This window comes from Streptomyces sp. NPDC029674 (assembly GCF_044903205.1).
GTDB lineage: Bacteria > Actinomycetota > Actinomycetes > Streptomycetales > Streptomycetaceae > Streptomyces.
The window spans coordinates 63,129-78,170 of sequence record NZ_JBJDPY010000003.1 but is presented as its reverse complement, the minus strand read 5'-3'; the positions used below and the strand labels follow the sequence as shown (position 1 = coordinate 78,170).

Annotated in this window: 21 protein-coding genes; 5 read left to right on the top strand and 16 right to left on the bottom strand. The window is 70.7% G+C overall.

Going from position 1 to position 15,042, the window contains the following annotated elements:
- Window positions 1-36: 36 nt before the first annotated feature.
- Entirely contained in the window at window positions 37-690 is a 654-nt protein-coding gene (locus tag ACI2L3_RS07750) for a TetR/AcrR family transcriptional regulator (RefSeq protein ID WP_404751422.1), read from the top strand.
- Here ACI2L3_RS07750 and ACI2L3_RS07745 read toward each other — a convergent pair.
- The 4 genes from ACI2L3_RS07745 to ACI2L3_RS07730 form a co-directional block, all read right to left on the bottom strand.
- On the bottom strand, window positions 681-1,556 hold the full coding sequence (locus ACI2L3_RS07745; RefSeq protein ID WP_404751421.1) for a hypothetical protein: 876 nt from the start codon (window positions 1,554-1,556) through the stop codon (window positions 681-683). The genes ACI2L3_RS07750 and ACI2L3_RS07745 overlap by 10 nt on opposite strands.
- A gap of 34 nt (window positions 1,557-1,590) precedes the next feature.
- Window positions 1,591-2,763 (bottom strand): aminoglycoside phosphotransferase family protein, encoded by a 1,173-nt coding sequence (locus ACI2L3_RS07740; protein WP_404751420.1) that lies wholly within the window; start codon window positions 2,761-2,763, stop codon window positions 1,591-1,593.
- A 91-nt stretch (window positions 2,764-2,854) separates the two neighbouring features.
- Window positions 2,855-3,622, bottom strand: a complete 768-nt coding sequence (locus ACI2L3_RS07735; RefSeq protein ID WP_404751419.1) for an HAD family hydrolase — start codon at window positions 3,620-3,622, stop codon at window positions 2,855-2,857.
- Window positions 3,623-4,543, bottom strand: a complete 921-nt coding sequence (locus ACI2L3_RS07730; RefSeq protein WP_404751904.1) for a winged helix-turn-helix domain-containing protein — start codon at window positions 4,541-4,543, stop codon at window positions 3,623-3,625.
- A 125-nt stretch (window positions 4,544-4,668) separates the two neighbouring features.
- On the opposite strand from ACI2L3_RS07730, the gene ACI2L3_RS07725 reads away from it, so the two are divergent.
- The gene (locus tag ACI2L3_RS07725; RefSeq protein ID WP_404751418.1) at window positions 4,669-4,857 is read left to right on the top strand and encodes a hypothetical protein; all 189 of its coding nucleotides are present in this window, start codon (window positions 4,669-4,671) and stop codon (window positions 4,855-4,857) included.
- A 30-nt stretch (window positions 4,858-4,887) separates the two neighbouring features.
- On the opposite strand, the gene ACI2L3_RS07720 is transcribed toward ACI2L3_RS07725, so the two are convergent.
- On the bottom strand, window positions 4,888-5,799 hold the full coding sequence (locus tag ACI2L3_RS07720; RefSeq protein WP_404751417.1) for a FadR/GntR family transcriptional regulator: 912 nt from the start codon (window positions 5,797-5,799) through the stop codon (window positions 4,888-4,890).
- Window positions 5,800-5,976: 177 nt separating this feature from the next.
- Between ACI2L3_RS07720 and ACI2L3_RS07715 the strand changes: the two genes are divergently transcribed.
- Entirely contained in the window at window positions 5,977-6,162 is a 186-nt protein-coding gene (locus tag ACI2L3_RS07715) for a hypothetical protein (protein WP_404751416.1), read from the top strand.
- A gap of 172 nt (window positions 6,163-6,334) precedes the next feature.
- On the opposite strand, the gene ACI2L3_RS07710 is transcribed toward ACI2L3_RS07715, so the two are convergent.
- Window positions 6,335-6,943, bottom strand: coding sequence for an ABC transporter substrate-binding protein (locus ACI2L3_RS07710; protein WP_404751415.1), 609 nt, complete (start codon window positions 6,941-6,943; stop codon window positions 6,335-6,337).
- A 172-nt stretch (window positions 6,944-7,115) separates the two neighbouring features.
- On the opposite strand from ACI2L3_RS07710, the gene dtd reads away from it, so the two are divergent.
- Entirely contained in the window at window positions 7,116-7,553 is a 438-nt protein-coding gene (gene dtd / locus ACI2L3_RS07705) for a D-aminoacyl-tRNA deacylase (RefSeq protein WP_404751414.1), read from the top strand.
- A gap of 22 nt (window positions 7,554-7,575) precedes the next feature.
- Here the strand turns inward: dtd and ACI2L3_RS07700 are convergent, their stop codons facing one another.
- The 3 genes from ACI2L3_RS07700 to ACI2L3_RS07690 are packed head-to-tail and all read right to left on the bottom strand — an operon-like array spanning window position 7,576 to window position 9,623.
- On the bottom strand, window positions 7,576-8,541 hold the full coding sequence (locus ACI2L3_RS07700) for a YgfZ/GcvT domain-containing protein (RefSeq protein WP_404751413.1): 966 nt from the start codon (window positions 8,539-8,541) through the stop codon (window positions 7,576-7,578).
- Between the two features lie 34 nt (window positions 8,542-8,575).
- Window positions 8,576-9,034: a Fur family transcriptional regulator gene (locus ACI2L3_RS07695; RefSeq protein ID WP_404751412.1), complete on the bottom strand. Its 459-nt coding sequence runs from the start codon at window positions 9,032-9,034 to the stop codon at window positions 8,576-8,578.
- Window positions 9,035-9,050: 16 nt separating this feature from the next.
- Window positions 9,051-9,623 (bottom strand): FABP family protein, encoded by a 573-nt coding sequence (locus ACI2L3_RS07690; RefSeq protein ID WP_404751411.1) that lies wholly within the window; start codon window positions 9,621-9,623, stop codon window positions 9,051-9,053.
- A 255-nt stretch (window positions 9,624-9,878) separates the two neighbouring features.
- Here ACI2L3_RS07690 and ACI2L3_RS07685 point away from each other — a divergent pair, with 255 nt between their 5' ends.
- Window positions 9,879-10,142, top strand: a complete 264-nt coding sequence (locus tag ACI2L3_RS07685; RefSeq protein WP_404751410.1) for a DUF3099 domain-containing protein — start codon at window positions 9,879-9,881, stop codon at window positions 10,140-10,142.
- A 91-nt stretch (window positions 10,143-10,233) separates the two neighbouring features.
- Here ACI2L3_RS07685 and ACI2L3_RS07680 read toward each other — a convergent pair whose 3' ends face one another.
- From ACI2L3_RS07680 to ACI2L3_RS07650, 7 genes are all read right to left on the bottom strand, one after another.
- Window positions 10,234-10,521: a DUF1416 domain-containing protein gene (locus ACI2L3_RS07680; RefSeq protein WP_030784848.1), complete on the bottom strand. Its 288-nt coding sequence runs from the start codon at window positions 10,519-10,521 to the stop codon at window positions 10,234-10,236.
- 34 nt (window positions 10,522-10,555) lie between these two features.
- Window positions 10,556-11,401 carry a sulfurtransferase gene (locus ACI2L3_RS07675; RefSeq protein ID WP_404751409.1) on the bottom strand — a complete coding sequence of 282 codons (846 nt, stop codon included), beginning with the start codon at window positions 11,399-11,401 and terminating at the stop codon, window positions 10,556-10,558.
- 148 nt (window positions 11,402-11,549) lie between these two features.
- A complete protein-coding gene (locus ACI2L3_RS07670; RefSeq protein WP_353963671.1) occupies window positions 11,550-11,630 on the bottom strand; it encodes a putative leader peptide in 81 nt (26 codons plus the stop codon).
- Window positions 11,631-11,802: 172 nt separating this feature from the next.
- Complete coding sequence (locus ACI2L3_RS07665) at window positions 11,803-12,555, bottom strand: DUF2993 domain-containing protein (protein WP_404751408.1); 753 nt, start codon at window positions 12,553-12,555, stop codon at window positions 11,803-11,805.
- 122 nt (window positions 12,556-12,677) lie between these two features.
- Entirely contained in the window at window positions 12,678-13,892 is a 1,215-nt protein-coding gene (locus tag ACI2L3_RS07660; RefSeq protein ID WP_404751407.1) for a hypothetical protein, read from the bottom strand.
- A gap of 5 nt (window positions 13,893-13,897) precedes the next feature.
- Window positions 13,898-14,152, bottom strand: a complete 255-nt coding sequence (locus ACI2L3_RS07655) for a MoaD/ThiS family protein (protein ID WP_362993897.1) — start codon at window positions 14,150-14,152, stop codon at window positions 13,898-13,900.
- Between the two features lie 16 nt (window positions 14,153-14,168).
- Window positions 14,169-15,035: an alpha/beta hydrolase gene (locus ACI2L3_RS07650; protein ID WP_404751406.1), complete on the bottom strand. Its 867-nt coding sequence runs from the start codon at window positions 15,033-15,035 to the stop codon at window positions 14,169-14,171.
- Window positions 15,036-15,042 lie beyond the last annotated feature (7 nt).

The following is a 15,042-nucleotide window of genomic DNA, read 5'->3' as shown; positions in this document are numbered from 1 at the left end:
TTTCTTACCGCGTCTCACTCCGGCTAGAGTGCTCCCATGCCCAGCGACAGCACAGCGACCGGCACCCGCCCCCCAGGCCTGCGCGAGCGCAAGAAGCAGCGCAGGTACGAGGCGATCTCCGAGACGGCGATCGCCCTCTTCCTGGAACGGGGCTTCGAGAAGGTCTCCGTCGCGGAGATCGCGGAGGCGGCCGACATCTCCAAGCCGACCCTGTTCCGGTACTTCGCGTCGAAGGAGGACGTGGTCCTGCACCGCTTCGCCGACCACGAGGACGAGGCGGCCCGCGTGGTCACCACCCGCGGCGAGGCCACGGCCCTCGACGCCTTGCACCACCACTTCCTCGCCGGCCTGGACCGCCACGACCCGGTCACCGGCCTCTGCGACTCCCCCGCCGTCCTGGCCTTCCACCGCCTCCTCTACGGCACCCCGTCCCTGGTCGCCCGCCTGTACGGCTACCAGGACCGCTCCGAACGGGCCCTCGCCGGCGCCCTCGCCACCGCCCACGGCGGCACCCCCCTGAAGGCCCGCCTCGCCGCCGCCCAGATCGTCGCCGTCCAACGCACCCTCGCCGAGGAGAACTGGCGCCGCATCGCGGCGGGCGAACCCGCGGCCGGGGTCCACCCGGAGGCGGTCACCTCCGCGAACGAGGCGTTCGGGCAGCTGCGGTCGGGCCTGGGGTGCTACGCGTGAGCGTCGGGCAGCGGTGAGGCGAGCCGCCACAGCGTGTCGAAGAGGTCCTGCCGCTGCGCGACCTTCTCGCGGCCCGCGGCGCCCGACTCGGCCCGCCAGTGGGTCAGGACCGCCTGATACCCCTTGAGATCCAGGATCTGCCGCTCCGGGGGCACGGGCGCCGACTCCTGCACCACCTTGTCGTAGATGCCGTCGAACAGCTCGTCACCGTTGATCAGGCAGAACTTCAGCAGCGGCGTGATGCACAGGACGCGGAACTGCACGTCCATCTCGGCCCGCCGGGACTCCCGCAGGCTGCGGGCGGCGACGCGGAACTCCCGGACGTTCCACCGGACCTTGTCCAGTTGGTACGCGCGGTACGCCGGGTCGTCCACCGCCCTGCCCTCCGCGTCCAGCGTCCCGGGAATCGCCATCGGCACGGTGAAGTCCGGCACGAGGATGCGGACCCGCACCTCGCGGCGCGCGCCCTCCTCCAGGGCTTCCAGGCTCCGGCTGACCGGGGACTGGACGGTCTCCCCCGTGTAGCCGATGGCGTCTATCCGGATCCGTCTGGCCCTTCTGCTCGCCAGCACCCGCTCGATGTGCTCGCGCAGGTCGGACGTGCGGATCTCGGAACCGGACTCCGGAAGCATCCTGCGGTTCAGCTCCCGCACCTCGGCGTAGAGCACGTACCCCACCAGGCTGAGGATGGCGCCGCCCAGGTAGGCCTTGCCCTCCAACGCGTCCCCCACCGGCTGCACGAACTGGGCGACCAGGCCGAGGAGGAACACGCCGAGCAGCAGCGCCTTGGTCACGGCGCTCTCCGCGTCCGCCCACCGGTCCCCGAACCGCTCACGCCCCGCACGAAGACCCCTCGCGGCCACCACGCCCCCTAGCGTCACGGGAATTGCACGGAGTGTTCTACAGAAGTAGCCCATGGTGCCCGTGCCCGGGCCGGTCAGGAAGAGCCCGGCCGAGCGGCCCCGCGCACCACTCGCGCAGGGCCTGCTCGGCCAGGGCCGCGTCGGGCACTTCGGTCAGCTTCAGGGGCTCGGCCGCCCGGCGCAGTGCCCGGCAGACCCGTGCGGCGGCGGCCGCGAAGTCGGCGCTGTCCGGTTCCTCCGGCAGCTCGGCCAGGTCGAGGGCGGCCCGCATGATGTCGGGGAAGACGGACTGGGCGTACTCGAAATCGAGGTAGACGGGCAGGTCGGCGACCATGCCTTCGGTCATCTCGGCGTGGCCCGCGAGACACATCGCCTCGGCCCAGAGCTCCTTCATCCGGGTCTGCTCGTCCTTCTCGTAGTCCATGCGCACCAGATGGGTGGCGAGATCGTGCAGCGGGTCGCCGTACATGGCCAGCTCCCAGTCGATGACGGCGATCCGCTTGCGGTCGACGACGACGTTGGCACGGTGCACGTCGGTGTGCAGGAGGCAGAAGGGGCGTGGCGTCAGGCGCGGGCGGTCAGGGTCGTCGCGGAAGGCCGTCATGGCGTCGGGTCGGACGCCCACGGCCGCGAAGAGGTCGGCGAACCGCCAGCGGTTGGGGCCGTGCACCCGGTCCTCGGTGAAGCCGATCAGCCAGTGGAGGAATGCCTGACTCTGCCGGGACTCCGGCCAGCCGGCGGGCCGCGGCGGCAGTTCGTCGTCAGGTACGGACGCCGTCCGGGCGAAGAACTCGGCGAAGGAGCGCAGCATCGGCTCCCCTACGGGCCCTTCCGGCTGCAGTTCGGAGAGCGCGCGGCCCGCCCGGTAGGAGTGCAGCGACCAGTCGCCGAAGTCCCGCAGACAGCGCGGCACCTCCTTGAGGTGGCGGCTCACCACCGCGAGGAGCTCCGGCTCGCTCTGCCAGATGCGGGGCACCACCTCCACGGTGTCGCGCGGCATCCGGCACTTGACCCGGGCCCGGAAGGGCATCGTGCGCAGCAGCAGGGCGAGCGACCAGCCGAGCGGCACGACGTAGTTGATGTTGTGGTGACCGGCCACGACCTGGCGGTCCGGGTGGTCACGGTGAGCGTCGGCGAGACGTCGGATCCACGACTCGCGGCGACCGCTCTTCGGCGCCTCGTGGGGAGTGCGAGGCGGGGGTGACGGCATGAGCGCTGAGGGTATCCCCTGCACGGAACCGTTCCTGCCACATGCCACATAGTGGACGTCGGCGTGGCGTCCGATCGCTCAGCCTGCCGCTTTACTGCGCCTTCCTGTCCCCCACGCTGTATACGACGCGGGAAAGCAGTTCGAGGGACTCGACCAGGTGTTCCGCGCCCGCCTCGCGCAGCAGCCCCGCCTTGCGTTCGTTGCGCGCGAAGCCGAGGAAGCGCACGCCCGCCGCCCGTGCCGCCACGTAGTCCGACGGCGCGTCGCCGATCATGAGGGTGGCGGCCGGGTCCGCCCCCATCGCACTCAGGGCGCGGTGCACGCAGTGCGGGTCGGGCTTGAGCAGGCTGAGGTTCTGGGTGCGGCCGTAGATGTGCGGGGCGAAGCACTCCAGCAGCCCGCGTGCGCCGAGGTAACTCTCCACCGCGCGGGGCGCGTTGTTGGTCGTCACGGCCAGCCGGGCGCCGACCGCCGTCCAGGTGCGGATCAGCCTGTCGGCGTACGCGGTGGGCCAGGCCGACGCCACGGCGTTCAGCTCCTGCCGGGTCAGCCACTCCTCCAGCTCGTCGACCAGGTCGCTCCGGGGGTGGCGCCGGTCCACGGCACGCAGGACGACGTAGGGATCGGCCAGCTGCCGCTCCTCCTCGGTGAGAAGGCCGTGCAGGCCCCTCCCCTCCAGCCACTGGACCAGTTCCTTCGCCACCAGCCCGGCCGAGTGGCCGGCGAAGAGGCGGCAGATGGGCCCGTCGAAATCGAAGAGCACGAAGCGGGCGGGTCCGGTCAGGTCGCGGAGCGTTCCGAACTCTTCGTCGATCGTCTCGGACCGGGTCGCGTCGGGTTGCGTCGAATCAGGAGTCACCTAAGAGAGTGTCAGGTCCGATGTGATGGTTGCCCAGAGTGCGTCGAACCAGTTCTGCGACTCTTCGACGAACATCGCGTCCCGCGAGGCCGTCACGTCGTTCCCGAAGGCCTTCTCGAAGGAGAAGACGGGCGCCTTGACGCCCCCCACGTCGTAGAGGTCCACCACCTCGCTCGCGTCGCCGTCGGCCGTGTCCAGCTCCAGGGACTGCTTGTGGGGCGAGTAGAAGGCGAACAGCGCCTCCCTCCCGTTCAGCAGATAGATCTTGACCGGCGTGGTGAAGGGGAGCGCGCGGAACGTCACCCGGACGTCGATGCCGTGTGAGGACCGCAGGGCGCGGAGATTGTGCCGCAGCACCTGGCCCTGCGCGTTGCGCTGGGCGAGCCAGCGCCGGTGCAGCCGCTGCCGGTGCTCCGCGTCGGTCTCGATGGGCACCGGAAAGGCGAGCTGGATGTCGCTGCTCGGCAGCAGAATCCGTACGTCGATCGAATCCGGACGGATGCGGCCCTCGTGAATGAGGCGGAGCGGCTCGCCGATGGCGACCATCAGCGTCTCGGCGGTATAGGAGACCACGTCTATCCGGACGTGCGGCTCCGCGAACGCCTCCGCCAGCCGCGGGGCCAGCGCGACCATCGACGGCTGGGGCTCCCGGGCCGCGGGGGCCGGGCCCGCGTCCGCCACCCTCGGTGGGCTTCCCTTGCTGACGTTGGAGAGCAGGCCCTCTCCCTGGAGCAGCTTCATCGCCTGGCGGACGGCGCCGCGTTCGACGCCGAACTCGCCGGCCAGTTCGGCCTGGGTCGGCAGGCGGTCTCCCGCTTTCAGTTCGCCCGCCCGGATGCGGTCGCGGAGGGTGTCGGCGATGTCCTGGGGTGTGAGTCTTCTGCTGCCGTTCACTGCAACGTTCTCCTGGGTCACGACCAGACGATACAACTGACCGCCAAGTTTGGGGAGTTGAGGGGAAGTTGTTTATGGGGGCACGCCAAGTGGGGACAACCTAAGCAGAGTTGGTTGCCAACTCGCCCAAGATGGCAGAAGGAGGAACCACCATGCCAGCCATAGCCCTCCTCGCAGCCGTGGTCGCCGTCAGCGTCGAACAGCTCGTGCAGTGGAAGTACGGCCCCATGGGCATCGTCGGCCTCCTCCTGCTCACCATCGGCGTCAAGGCACGGAACCCGACGTGCAGCTCCATCGGCGCCGTCGTCCTCGCCCTGCTGGTGACGGCTCCGGCGAGCTGACCCGACCGACGGGGCCGCCCAGCACCCGACCTAGCCCGTCGCCAGGTGCAGGTCCTGACTGATCGTGTTCCAGAGGGCGTTGAACCACAGGTGGGACTGCTCCACGAACGTCGTGTCCCGCAGCCCGTCCCCCTCCTTGAACGGAAAGAGCATCGACTGCGTGCCCTGCGCGTCGTACATCTCCAGGGATTCCTGGCCGATCTCCTCGTCCCGCTTGGTGAGCGTGTAGTACGCGAAGAGCGCCTCGGAGCCGTTGATCAGGTACAGCTTCACCGGCGGCGTGAACGGGAGCGCGCGGAACTGCACCGATACGTCGATGCCGTGCGAGGACCGCAGCGCGAGGAGGTTGTGGCGCAGCACCTGGCCCTGCGCGTTGCGCTGGTCGAGCCAGCGCCGGTGGACCTGGTTGCCCTCGTGGCCGCCGCCGTCGACCGGCGCCGGGAAGGCGAGGTCGATGTCGCGGCTCGGCAGCAGCACCCGGACGTCGACCTTGGCCGGTTTCAGCTGCCCGGCGTGGATCTGCCGCAGCGGCTCGCCGATGGCCATGGTGAGGGAGATGGAGGTGAGGCAGAGCGCGTCTATCTCCACGTGCGGCACGTCGAAGGCGGCCGCTATGCGCGGGGCCAGGCCGACCATCGTGGGCTGCGGCCGCGCCTCGCCGGCTCCGGCCACGGTGCGCTCCGAGGCCTCCGCGACCGTGGCGGGGCTCCCCTTGGACACATTGGACAGCAGATGCTCACGGTGCAGGATGCGCAGCGCCTCCCGCACCGCACCACGCTCCACGCCGAACTCGTCGGCCAGCTCGGCCTGGGTCGGCATGCGCTGCCCCGGCCGCAGCGTCCCGGACCTGATCCGGTCGCGCAGCACGTCGGCAACCTCGCGGTGTGACCGCTGTGATCGCTTGCGCCCGTTGACTGCGGCGGGTTCGGTGCTCACAACCAAACAGTACAACTTCGCGCCATCTTACGGGAGTTGCAGGAAAGGTGGTTATGAGTCGACTCCCAGCGGAGATAAGTCAGTTGAAGTTGGTAGCCAACTTCGGCGACATGGTCCGGCCCTCCCGGGGTTGGCCACCAGCTCAACGGGGTTCGCCGCCCCGCTCCCGAAGGAGGGAACGCCATGCCACTCATCGCCCTCGTCGTCGCCGCCCTCGCCATCGGTTTCGAGCAGCTCATCCAGTGGAAGTACGGACCGCTCGGCATCGTCGCCTTCGTCCTGCTGACCATCGGCATCAAGGCGAAGAACACGAAGCTCAGCGGCATCGGCGCCGGACTCCTCGTCCTGCTCCTCGTCCAGTCGAGCTGACGTACCGGCGCCGGGCAGAGCCGGCGCCACACAGACCCGGCGGGCCGGGCTCCCATCCGGAGGGGAGCCGGGAGTCCGGTCAACCGTCAAGGGCTGAGCCCCGGTCCACCGCTACGGACGGACCGGGGCTCAGACGTGTCCACGGCGGCAGGCGCCGCGGCAGCGCAGCACCTCACGACAGCAAGTCGTCGACCTGCGCCTCGCCCACCCGGTACCGCCGCGCGATCTCCGCGCTGCACTCGTCCGTCGTCCGCTGGAGCCGCTGGCGGCGCCGGGACACCTGCTGCTCGTACCGCACGAGGCGGCCCATGGCCGCGTGCAGCTCGTCGTCCGTGCGCGCCGCCAGGTCGGAGAGCTCGACCTCCGCGAGCATCTCCGTGGCGAGGAGGCGGTACTCCTCGCCGTGCGGCGTGCCGAGCGTGACGTGCCGGGCCGAGGAGCGGTGGCGGGCCGGGGCGTCCCTGAGGATCTCCGCGAGCCGGTCCATGACCGTCGCCTCCGGCTCGGGCGCCTGCGCGTGCGGCTCCCCGCGGCGCGCGATCTCGGCCCGCAGGATGTCGATCCGCCCCTGAAGGAGCCGCCGCACATAGCTGAGGTCCGCCTCGTCCTGCTGGGCCGCCCTGCGCAGTTCGCGGAGCTCCGGCAGGCGCAGCCCGCCCAGGCCGTGCTCGGGCACGTCGGTCATCAGCCGGCCGCCGGTGCGCTGTGTGGGCGGACGCGGGACCTGCGCGCGCCGCAGCGAGATGCGGCCCGGCGACTGCCCGGTACTTGGTGTGCTCATCTGCCTCTACCCGTCCCCTCGACCGGTCGACGCGGTGCACCGCGTGTGAGCATCGTGCCACCCCGAGTACCCGCTATGTGAGCGAGTGCCCGGAATCGGCCCCAGATGGGGGGATCGGGGGCATGTTCCGGGCGCCGCGCCCGGCACGGGACGGGCACGGCATGATGGCCGTATGCGAGCAGTGGTGCAGAGGGTCGACGGCGCGAGCGTCGTCGTGGCGGGTGAGGACGGCCCCGAGACAGTGGGCGAGATCAGCGGCGAGGGCCTGTGCGTCCTGGTGGGCGTCACGCACGACGACACCAAGGAGAAGGCGGACCGGCTCGCCCGCAAGCTCTGGTCGCTGCGCATGCTGTCCGACGAGAGGTCGTGCAGCGACATCGACGCCCCGCTCCTGGTCATCAGCCAGTTCACGCTCTACGGAGACGCCCGCAAGGGCCGCCGCCCCACCTGGAACGCGGCGGCCCCCGGCGAGGTGGCCGAGCCCCTCGTCGACGAGGTGGTGTCGCGGCTGCGCGCCCTGGGGGCGACGGTGGCGACGGGCCGCTTCGGCGCGCAGATGCGGGTGGGCCTGACCAACGACGGCCCGTTCACGGTGCTCCTGGAGATGTGACCGCGGAGGCGGGGCCCGGACCCTACGGCTCGACCACGACCTCCTGTGCGGCGGCCGTGTCGCCCGCCACCAGCCCCGCGTCGACCGGCACGTTGCGCTTGATGAGGCCGAGCGCGATCGGCCCGAGCTCGTGGTGGCGTACGGCCGTGGTGATGAACCCCAGCTTCCGGCCCTCGGCGCCCTCGGTCGCGAGGTGCAGCGGGGTCCCCGGCACCGGCAGGTGGACCTCGCTGCCGTCCAGGTGCAGGAAGACGAGGCGGCGCGGCGGCTTGCCCAGGTTGTGGACGCGGGCGACCGTCTCCTGGCCGCGGTAGCAGCCCTTCTCCAGGTGTACCGCGGAGCCGATCCAGCCCAGCTCGTGCGGGATGGTGCGGTGGTCCGTCTCGAAGCCGAGGCGCGGCCGGTGGGCCTCCACCCGCAGCGCCTCGTACGCGAGGAGACCGGCCGCGGGGCCGTGGTCGGCGGCGAACGTCTCCAGGTCCGCGCGCGGCAGGAACAGGTCGCGGCCGTACGCGGTCTCGCGGACGGTGGCGCCCGCAGGGACCGCGGCGATGGAGCCGGCGGGCAGGTGGACGACGGCGATCTCGTCCGTGCGGTCGGCGACTTCGACGCGGTAGAAGAACTTCATGCTCTCCAGGTACGCGATGAGCGCGTCCTGCGTGCCGGGCTCGACGTGCGCCCAGGTGGTCTCGCCGTCGTCGACGAGGGAGAGGTGGTGCTCGATGTGGCCGTTGGCGGAGAGGATCAGCGCTTCGGTGGCCCGGCCCGCCGGCAGCTCGCTGACGTGCTGGGTGAGCAGCAGGTGCAGCCAGCTCAGCCGGTCGGAGCCGGTCACGGTGACCACACCGCGGTGCGAGAGGTCGACGAAACCGGTGCCGTCGGCGAGGGCGCGCTGCTCGCGGAACAGTTCGCCGTAGTGGGCGGCGACGCCTTCGTCCGCGCCCTCGGCGGGGACGGCGCCGGGCAGGGACAACAGAGGGCTCTTCATGTTCACAAAGAGTACGACCAGCCCGCGACCGGGCTTATTCCGTGTCCCGGCTATCCGTGTCCCGGCTGTCCGTGTCCCGGCACTTCTCGCACTGCCCGAAGATCGCGAAGTGCTTGAGGTCGGTGTCGAAGCCGAAGGTGTCCCGCAGCTTGGCGGTGAACTCCGCCGCGATCGCGGTGTCGGCCTCGATGACGTCCGTGCAGTCCCGGCAGACGAGGTGGATGTGGTGGTGCCGGTCCGCGAGGTGGTACGTCGGCGCGCCGTGCCCGAGGTGGGCGTGGCTGACCAGGCCGAGCTCCTCCAGGAGCTCCAGGGTGCGGTAGACCGTGGAGATGTTGACCCCCGACGCCGTCTTGCGCACTTCGCAGAGGATGTCGTCGGGGGTCGCGTGTTCGAGGGTGTCGACGGCTTCGAGGACAAGCTGACGCTGCGGCGTCAGCCGGTAGCCGCGCTGACGCAGGTCGCTCTTCCAGTCGGAGTCGGTACTCGTCACACCCGCAAGTCTAGGTCTACTTGAAGAAAGCGATGCCGTCGTCCGGCAGATCGCCGAGGTTGCGGGCCATCTCCGCGACCTCTTCGGGGGTGACGACCTTCTTCAGCTGGGCCGACATGTAGGGCCGCAGCGGCACCTCGGGGGTCTGCTTCTCGCCGACCCACATCAGGTCGCCCTTCACGTAGCCGTAGAGACGCTTGCCGCCGGTGTAGGGGCCGGAGGCGGCGGTGCGCGCGACGGCGTCGGTGGCCAGGTCGATCTGCGGCTTCTTGTCGGCCAGCTCGCCGTACCAGACCTCGACGACACCGTCGTCACGGACCATGACGACCTCGACCTTGCGGTCCTTGTCGATGCGCCAGAACCCGGACTCGGTCTCCAGGGGCTTCACCTTGTTGCCCTCGGAGTCGAGCACCCAGGTGTACGAGCGGTACTCGATGAAGTCCCGCCCGTCGTGCGTGAAGGAAACCTCCTGGCCGAAATTCGCCTTCTCGGCGCCGGGGAAGTCGGTGACGCCCGCGCCCGCCCAGTTGCCGAGGAGCCAGGCGAGGGGGACGAGGTCGGGGTTCAGGTCGGACGGAATCTCGATCATGGGAAGCTCAGTCGATCTGTGGAGGAGGAGGTGGCGGTGGCGGTCGTCAGCGCTGGCCCTGGTACAGCTTCTTCACGGTCAGACCCATGAAGGCGAGAACGCCGAGGCAGACGAGAACCAGCAGGACGGTGAAGAAGGCCTCAAGCACGGGGTGCTCCTCGGTGAGCGGTGGGGCAGGTATTCAGAGCCGCTACCACTGTAGTCGGGCGGCGCCCGTCCCTCTCTGTGAGGTCCCTCGGGACGTACGCTGGGTGTATGTACGCGCGAAGGCGCCGCCGCTACTTCGCCATGATGGGCACCTGCGTCGCCCTCTTCGTCCTGGCCTGGGGTGTCGTGCGGCTCTGGTCGGTTCCCGTGGCCGTCGGGATGTGCGTCGTGGCGATGGTGATCCCGCCGCTGGCCGCGATGACGGCGAACCGGCGCGGCCCCGATGACCGCTGGTGGGACGATCCCAGCGGGGACGCGAAGTCCGACGAGTGGTGGGACGAGCTGGACGGCAGACGCAGACGACAGGGGTAGCCGAAGGGCCGCACCCCGTTCCAGTGGCGTCCAACCCCCTGGGGTGCGGCCCTTCAGCCGTTCTCGGTGCGGTGTGCGGACCGCGGCGCGATCAGACCGCGATCGCGACCTCCGCCAGACCGCCCGTCTGGGCGACGACCGTACGGTCCGCGGTGCCGCCGGGGATCAGCGCCCGGACGGTCCACGTGCCCTCGGCGGCGTAGAAGCGGAACTGTCCGGTGGCCGAGGTGGGGACCTCGGCGGTGAACTCGCCGGTCGAGTCGAGCAGGCGCACGTAACCGGTGACGGGCTCGCCGTCGCGGGTCACCTGACCCTGGATCGTCGTCTCACCGGGCTTGATCGTCGAAGCGTCGGGGCCGCCGGCCTTTGCTCCACACATGGGTACTCCTGAGGGGGAAGAGAGGTCGGGGGTCTTACTTGTTGGCGCCGAGCTCGATCGGCACGCCGACGAGCGAGCCGTACTCGGTCCAGGAGCCGTCGTAGTTCTTGACGTTGGTCTGGCCGAGCAGCTCGTGCAGGACGAACCAGGTCAGGGCCGAACGCTCACCGATGCGGCAGTAGGCGATGGTGTCCTTGGAGAGGTCGACCTGCTCGTCCTCGTAGAGGGCCTTGAGCTCGTCGTCGGACTTGAAGGTGCCGTCGTCGTTGGCGTTCTTCGACCAGGGGATGTTGCGGGCGCTCGGCACGTGGCCGGGGCGCTGCGACTGCTCCTGCGGGAGGTGGGCCGGGGCGAGCAGCTTGCCGCTGAACTCGTCGGGCGAGCGCACGTCGACGAGGTTCTGGGAGCCGATGGCCGCCACGACGTCGTCGCGGAAGGCACGGATCGAGGTGTCCTGCGGCTTGGCCTTGTACTCGGTGGCGGGCCGGTTCGGCACCTCGGCGCCGTCGACCAGGTCGCGGGAGTCGAGCTCCCACTTCTTGCGGCCGCCGTCGAGGAGCTTCACGTCCTGGTGGCCGTAGAGCTTGAAGTACCAGAAGGCGTACGACGCGAACCAGTTGTTGTTGCCGCCGTAGAGGACGACGGTGGAGTCGTTGGCGATGCCCTTCGCCGAGAGGAGCTTCTCGAAGCCCTCCTGGTCGATGAAGTCGCGGCGGACCGGGTCCTGGAGGTCCTTGGTCCAGTCGATGCGGATCGCGTTCTTGATGTGGTTCTTGTCGTACGCGGAGGTGTCCTCGTCGACCTCGACGATGACGACCTTCGGGTCGTCGATGTGGGCCTCGACCCAGTCGGCGTCTACCAGGACGTCGCTGCGGCTCATGCTTTTCTCCTCCGGGGCAGTTGCGGCGGTGCATAGGGGCGTGCGCGGTACGGGTGGTGCGGGGAGGCACGGCGCGTACGTACGGCACGGGGAGGCCCTGACGGATGACGTCAACAGGCCTGGGGGAATGCGGGAAACGGACGTCCCGCTAGAAGGTGCGACAGAGCATGGCGGCGACGCGGCACAGGTCCACTGCCCGCCGCTTCGTGAGGTCCGCCTGTCGTCGCATGCGTCCGATCGTAGGGACGCAGGGGCGGCCGTGTCACCGGTGCTCCGCATGCTGAGACACGATCGTCCACGATGTGGGAATGGTTGAAGCCCGCGGCCGCCCCGATGGGGCCGCGGGCTCCGTGTCGTCCCTCTCACATCCGCCGGGCGGACATCCGCGTCTCGTACTCTGGTCAGCCCGCCAGCCGCACCTGGGAGCCGGTCACGGACATGTCCACGCCGTCCGCTGCCGCCTCGACCTTCTCCAGCTTGATCCCGGCCGGCAGGTCGTCGATCTTCTGCTCGAAGTCGGTGACGTCGCGCACCATGCCTTCGGGGAGCGGGATGGAGACGCCGAGGACCTCGAGGTTCTTCGGGATCTCGTCGGCGTGCACCTTGATGTTGTCGCCCTCGACGCGGACCGAGCTGAGCACGTGGACGGGCTTCGGCAGCTTCGTGCCCCCCTTGCTGACCTCGACCTCCACCTTGATCTTGCCGTTGCCGCCGTCGGAGAGGCCGATGACCTTGCCGGTGGCGCCGAGCGGCAGCTCGACGGGCTCAGCCTTGCTGGCCTTCAGGAGCTCGTCGTACGAGACGCGGGCGGTGCCCGTGGCGGTCGCGGCGGTCGCCGAGCTGTAGTCGCCGGAGAACTTCACGCCCTTCATGTGGGCGGTGAGGTCGGCGATGCGGATGGCGTCCGAACCGGACTTGGCGTCGTAGTTCTTGATGCCGACCTCCACCTCGTCGAGCTCGCCGCCGGCGACCTGCGTCAGGAAGGGGAAGCCCTTGATGGAGACGTCCGGCGTCTCGCTCAGGCCCTCGCTGGTACGCATCTTCTCCGCCGCCTCGCCCTCGGCGAAGTTCACGGCGAGCCGGTCGGCCGCCACGAAGAGACCCCCGAGGACCACGACGACTATCAGAAGTATGCGTACGGCTCGCTTGCTCATGTCCGGTGTTCCCCCACTGGTCCCCCGCCTCGACTGTCGTTGCGGCGAGCCTAAAGGACAGGTCCCCGGCCGCAGAGATCGGCCGGGGACCTGTCGAACAGCTGTGACGATCAGCGCGCGGGTCAGCCGATGGCGCGGCCGAGGACGTAGACGGCCGGAGCGGCGGCCGCGAGGGGCAGCGCGACGCCCGCCGTCATGTGCACGAAGCGCGACGGATAGTCGTAACTGGCGACCCGGTGACCGATCAGCGCGCACACCCCGGCGCCGACGGCGAGCAGCGCGCCCTTGCTGCCGTAGTCCGTGGTCCCGCCGACGGCGACCCCGGCACCGGCGGCCGCGAGCAGGGCGACGGCCACGGAGGCGGGAGTGGGCAGCGGCAGCGCGCGGGCGAGGACCGCGACGGCGACGGCGATGCCGCCCACGGTCACGGCGTCGGAGGCGGCCGCGAGGTGCCCGGCCGCGACGATCGCGAGCGCGGCGGAGACGACGGTGGCCATCAGCCCGTACATCCGCTCGTCGGCACCGGCCCGGCTGCGCAGCTGCAGCACCAGCACGAGCAGCACCCACACGCCGAGGGTGCCGAGGATGGCGGCGGGCCCGTTCTCCTTGCCGACGCCGAGCAGCACGGCGTCCGCGACGACGCCGCCGAGGAAGGCGAGCGCGATGCCCTGCCGCGCGGGCCACATGCCGTTGAGCCGGAACCATCCGGCGGCGGTGACGGCCTGGAGCAGCACCAGCGGTACGAGCAGCGCGTACTGCCCGACGGCGGCGCCCGCGGCGAGCAGCAGACCGAGCACGGCGGTCAGCGCGGCGGGCTGCATCCCCGGCTCTATGATCGGCGACCGCCCCTCGGCGCGGGCCCGCTGGGCGTCGGTGATCCGGGGGTTGCCGGTGGTGGTGGCGGGGCCGTAGGAGGACGCTCCGGTGGCGGCCGCCACGGGCTCCGCCGGCGCCACGGGGGCCGGGGCCGGGGTGGGAGCGGGGGCCTGCGGCGGCAGGTACGCCGTCTCCGTCACGTCGACCGCGGCCACGGGCGGCTGCACCTGCGTCTCCCAGGTCTGCCCCTCCCACTGCTGGGTGTGCTGCTCCTGGCCGTACTGCTGCTGCGGGTCGGCGTAGTACTGCTGGGGCTGTACGTACTGCTGGGGCTGCGCGTACTGCTGCTGCGGGTCGGCGTACTGCTGGCCGTACTGCTGCTGCGGGTACGCCTGCTGCTCGGGGTACGGGTACGGGTACGGCTGCTGCTGGGCGGGGTACTGCTGCGGATACGGCTCGTATCCGTCGTACCCCTCGTATCCCTCGTGCCCCGCGTACCCCTCATTGGGCTGATCGGACATGGCGCTCATCCTCCTGCGAACGGCGGGAGCACCTCGACCGTGCCGCCCTCGGCCAGCCGTACGGTCTCATGCCCGCGGGTCCCGACGGGGGCTCCGTCGACCAGGAAGGAGCAGCGTTGCAGGACCCGGACGAGCTCGCCCGGGTGCCGCTCGCGGGCCGCGTCCAGCGCGTCGGCGAGCGTGACCGCGGCGTACGGCTCCTCGGCGACGCCCGCGGCCGCCTTGGCAGCGGCCCAGTAACGAATGGTGCCGTTCACCATGCGACTCCCCTTCCTCTCAGTCGGCGGTCGCCGATGTCTCCTCGGCGGTTGCCGACGTCCATGATGCCGTGGCCCAGGAGGCGATCCGTGCGACGAGCCCGTCCGTCGCCGCGTGCTCCGCGTGCCCCATGCCTTCTTCCAGCCACAGCTCGGCCCCGCCGGCGGCGGCCGCGGCGAGCATCCGCGGGTGGTCGAGCGGGAAGTACGGATCCCGGTCGCCGTGCACGACGAGCAGCGGCGTCGGCGCGATGAGGGGGACGGACTCGACCGGCGAAAGGGGGACGGGGTCCCACTCGTGCGGGTGGATTCTCGTCCGCAGCCCGAAGCGGCCGACGGCCCGCCCCGCGGGCCGGGTGACCACCCAGTGGAGCCGCCGCATCGGCGCCGTACCCCGGTAGAACCAGCGGGCCGGAGCACTCACGGCGACCACCGCGTCGGTGCGCGCTTCCGTGCGCCCCCTGTGCGACGCGGCGTGCCGCAGGACGACCGAGCCCCCCATCGAGAAGCCGACGGTCACCACGTGCGCGTAACCGAGGGACCGCGCCCACTCGACCGCGGCCGCCAGGTCGAGGACCTCGCGGTCGCCGACCGTGGAGTGCCCGCCGGAGCGGCCGTGCCCCCGGAAGGAGAAGGTGATCACGCCCGCACGCTGGGCGAACACGCCCGCGATCCGGCGCACGTGCGGGCGCGAGAGATCGCCGGTGAAGCCGTGCGCGACGACGATCGCGAGCTCTCCCTCGGGGTCGGGCCCGGGGTCGTGGGCGGCCTCGATGGCCACTCCGTCCTGTGTACGCAGCGTTGCGTACCGCTGAACGCGACGCTGCCGGCGCGTGATCGGAGGCACAGAAGATCGCGCGGTTTGACCTGCCGGACCGGAACTCATGTGGGCT

Coding starts and splice junctions, on each gene's coding strand:
- ACI2L3_RS07750 (WP_404751422.1), top strand. CDS start 37: ATGCCCAGCGACAGCACAGCGACCGGCACCCGCCCCCCAGGCCTGCGC.
- ACI2L3_RS07680 (WP_030784848.1), bottom strand. CDS start 10,521: ATGTGTGGAGCAAAGGCCGGCGGCCCCGACGCTTCGACGATCAAGCCC.
- ACI2L3_RS07660 (WP_404751407.1), bottom strand. CDS start 13,892: ATGTCCGATCAGCCCAATGAGGGGTACGCGGGGCACGAGGGATACGAG.
- ACI2L3_RS07675 (WP_404751409.1), bottom strand. CDS start 11,401: ATGAGCCGCAGCGACGTCCTGGTAGACGCCGACTGGGTCGAGGCCCAC.
- ACI2L3_RS07650 (WP_404751406.1), bottom strand. CDS start 15,035: ATGAGTTCCGGTCCGGCAGGTCAAACCGCGCGATCTTCTGTGCCTCCG.
- ACI2L3_RS07725 (WP_404751418.1), top strand. CDS start 4,669: ATGCCAGCCATAGCCCTCCTCGCAGCCGTGGTCGCCGTCAGCGTCGAA.
- ACI2L3_RS07710 (WP_404751415.1), bottom strand. CDS start 6,943: ATGAGCACACCAAGTACCGGGCAGTCGCCGGGCCGCATCTCGCTGCGG.
- ACI2L3_RS07655 (WP_362993897.1), bottom strand. CDS start 14,152: ATGGTGAACGGCACCATTCGTTACTGGGCCGCTGCCAAGGCGGCCGCG.
- ACI2L3_RS07670 (WP_353963671.1), bottom strand. CDS start 11,630: ATGCGACGACAGGCGGACCTCACGAAGCGGCGGGCAGTGGACCTGTGC.
- ACI2L3_RS07690 (WP_404751411.1), bottom strand. CDS start 9,623: ATGATCGAGATTCCGTCCGACCTGAACCCCGACCTCGTCCCCCTCGCC.
- ACI2L3_RS07740 (WP_404751420.1), bottom strand. CDS start 2,763: ATGCCGTCACCCCCGCCTCGCACTCCCCACGAGGCGCCGAAGAGCGGT.
- ACI2L3_RS07665 (WP_404751408.1), bottom strand. CDS start 12,555: ATGAGCAAGCGAGCCGTACGCATACTTCTGATAGTCGTCGTGGTCCTC.
- ACI2L3_RS07700 (WP_404751413.1), bottom strand. CDS start 8,541: ATGAAGAGCCCTCTGTTGTCCCTGCCCGGCGCCGTCCCCGCCGAGGGC.
- ACI2L3_RS07715 (WP_404751416.1), top strand. CDS start 5,977: ATGCCACTCATCGCCCTCGTCGTCGCCGCCCTCGCCATCGGTTTCGAG.
- ACI2L3_RS07685 (WP_404751410.1), top strand. CDS start 9,879: ATGTACGCGCGAAGGCGCCGCCGCTACTTCGCCATGATGGGCACCTGC.
- dtd (WP_404751414.1), top strand. CDS start 7,116: ATGCGAGCAGTGGTGCAGAGGGTCGACGGCGCGAGCGTCGTCGTGGCG.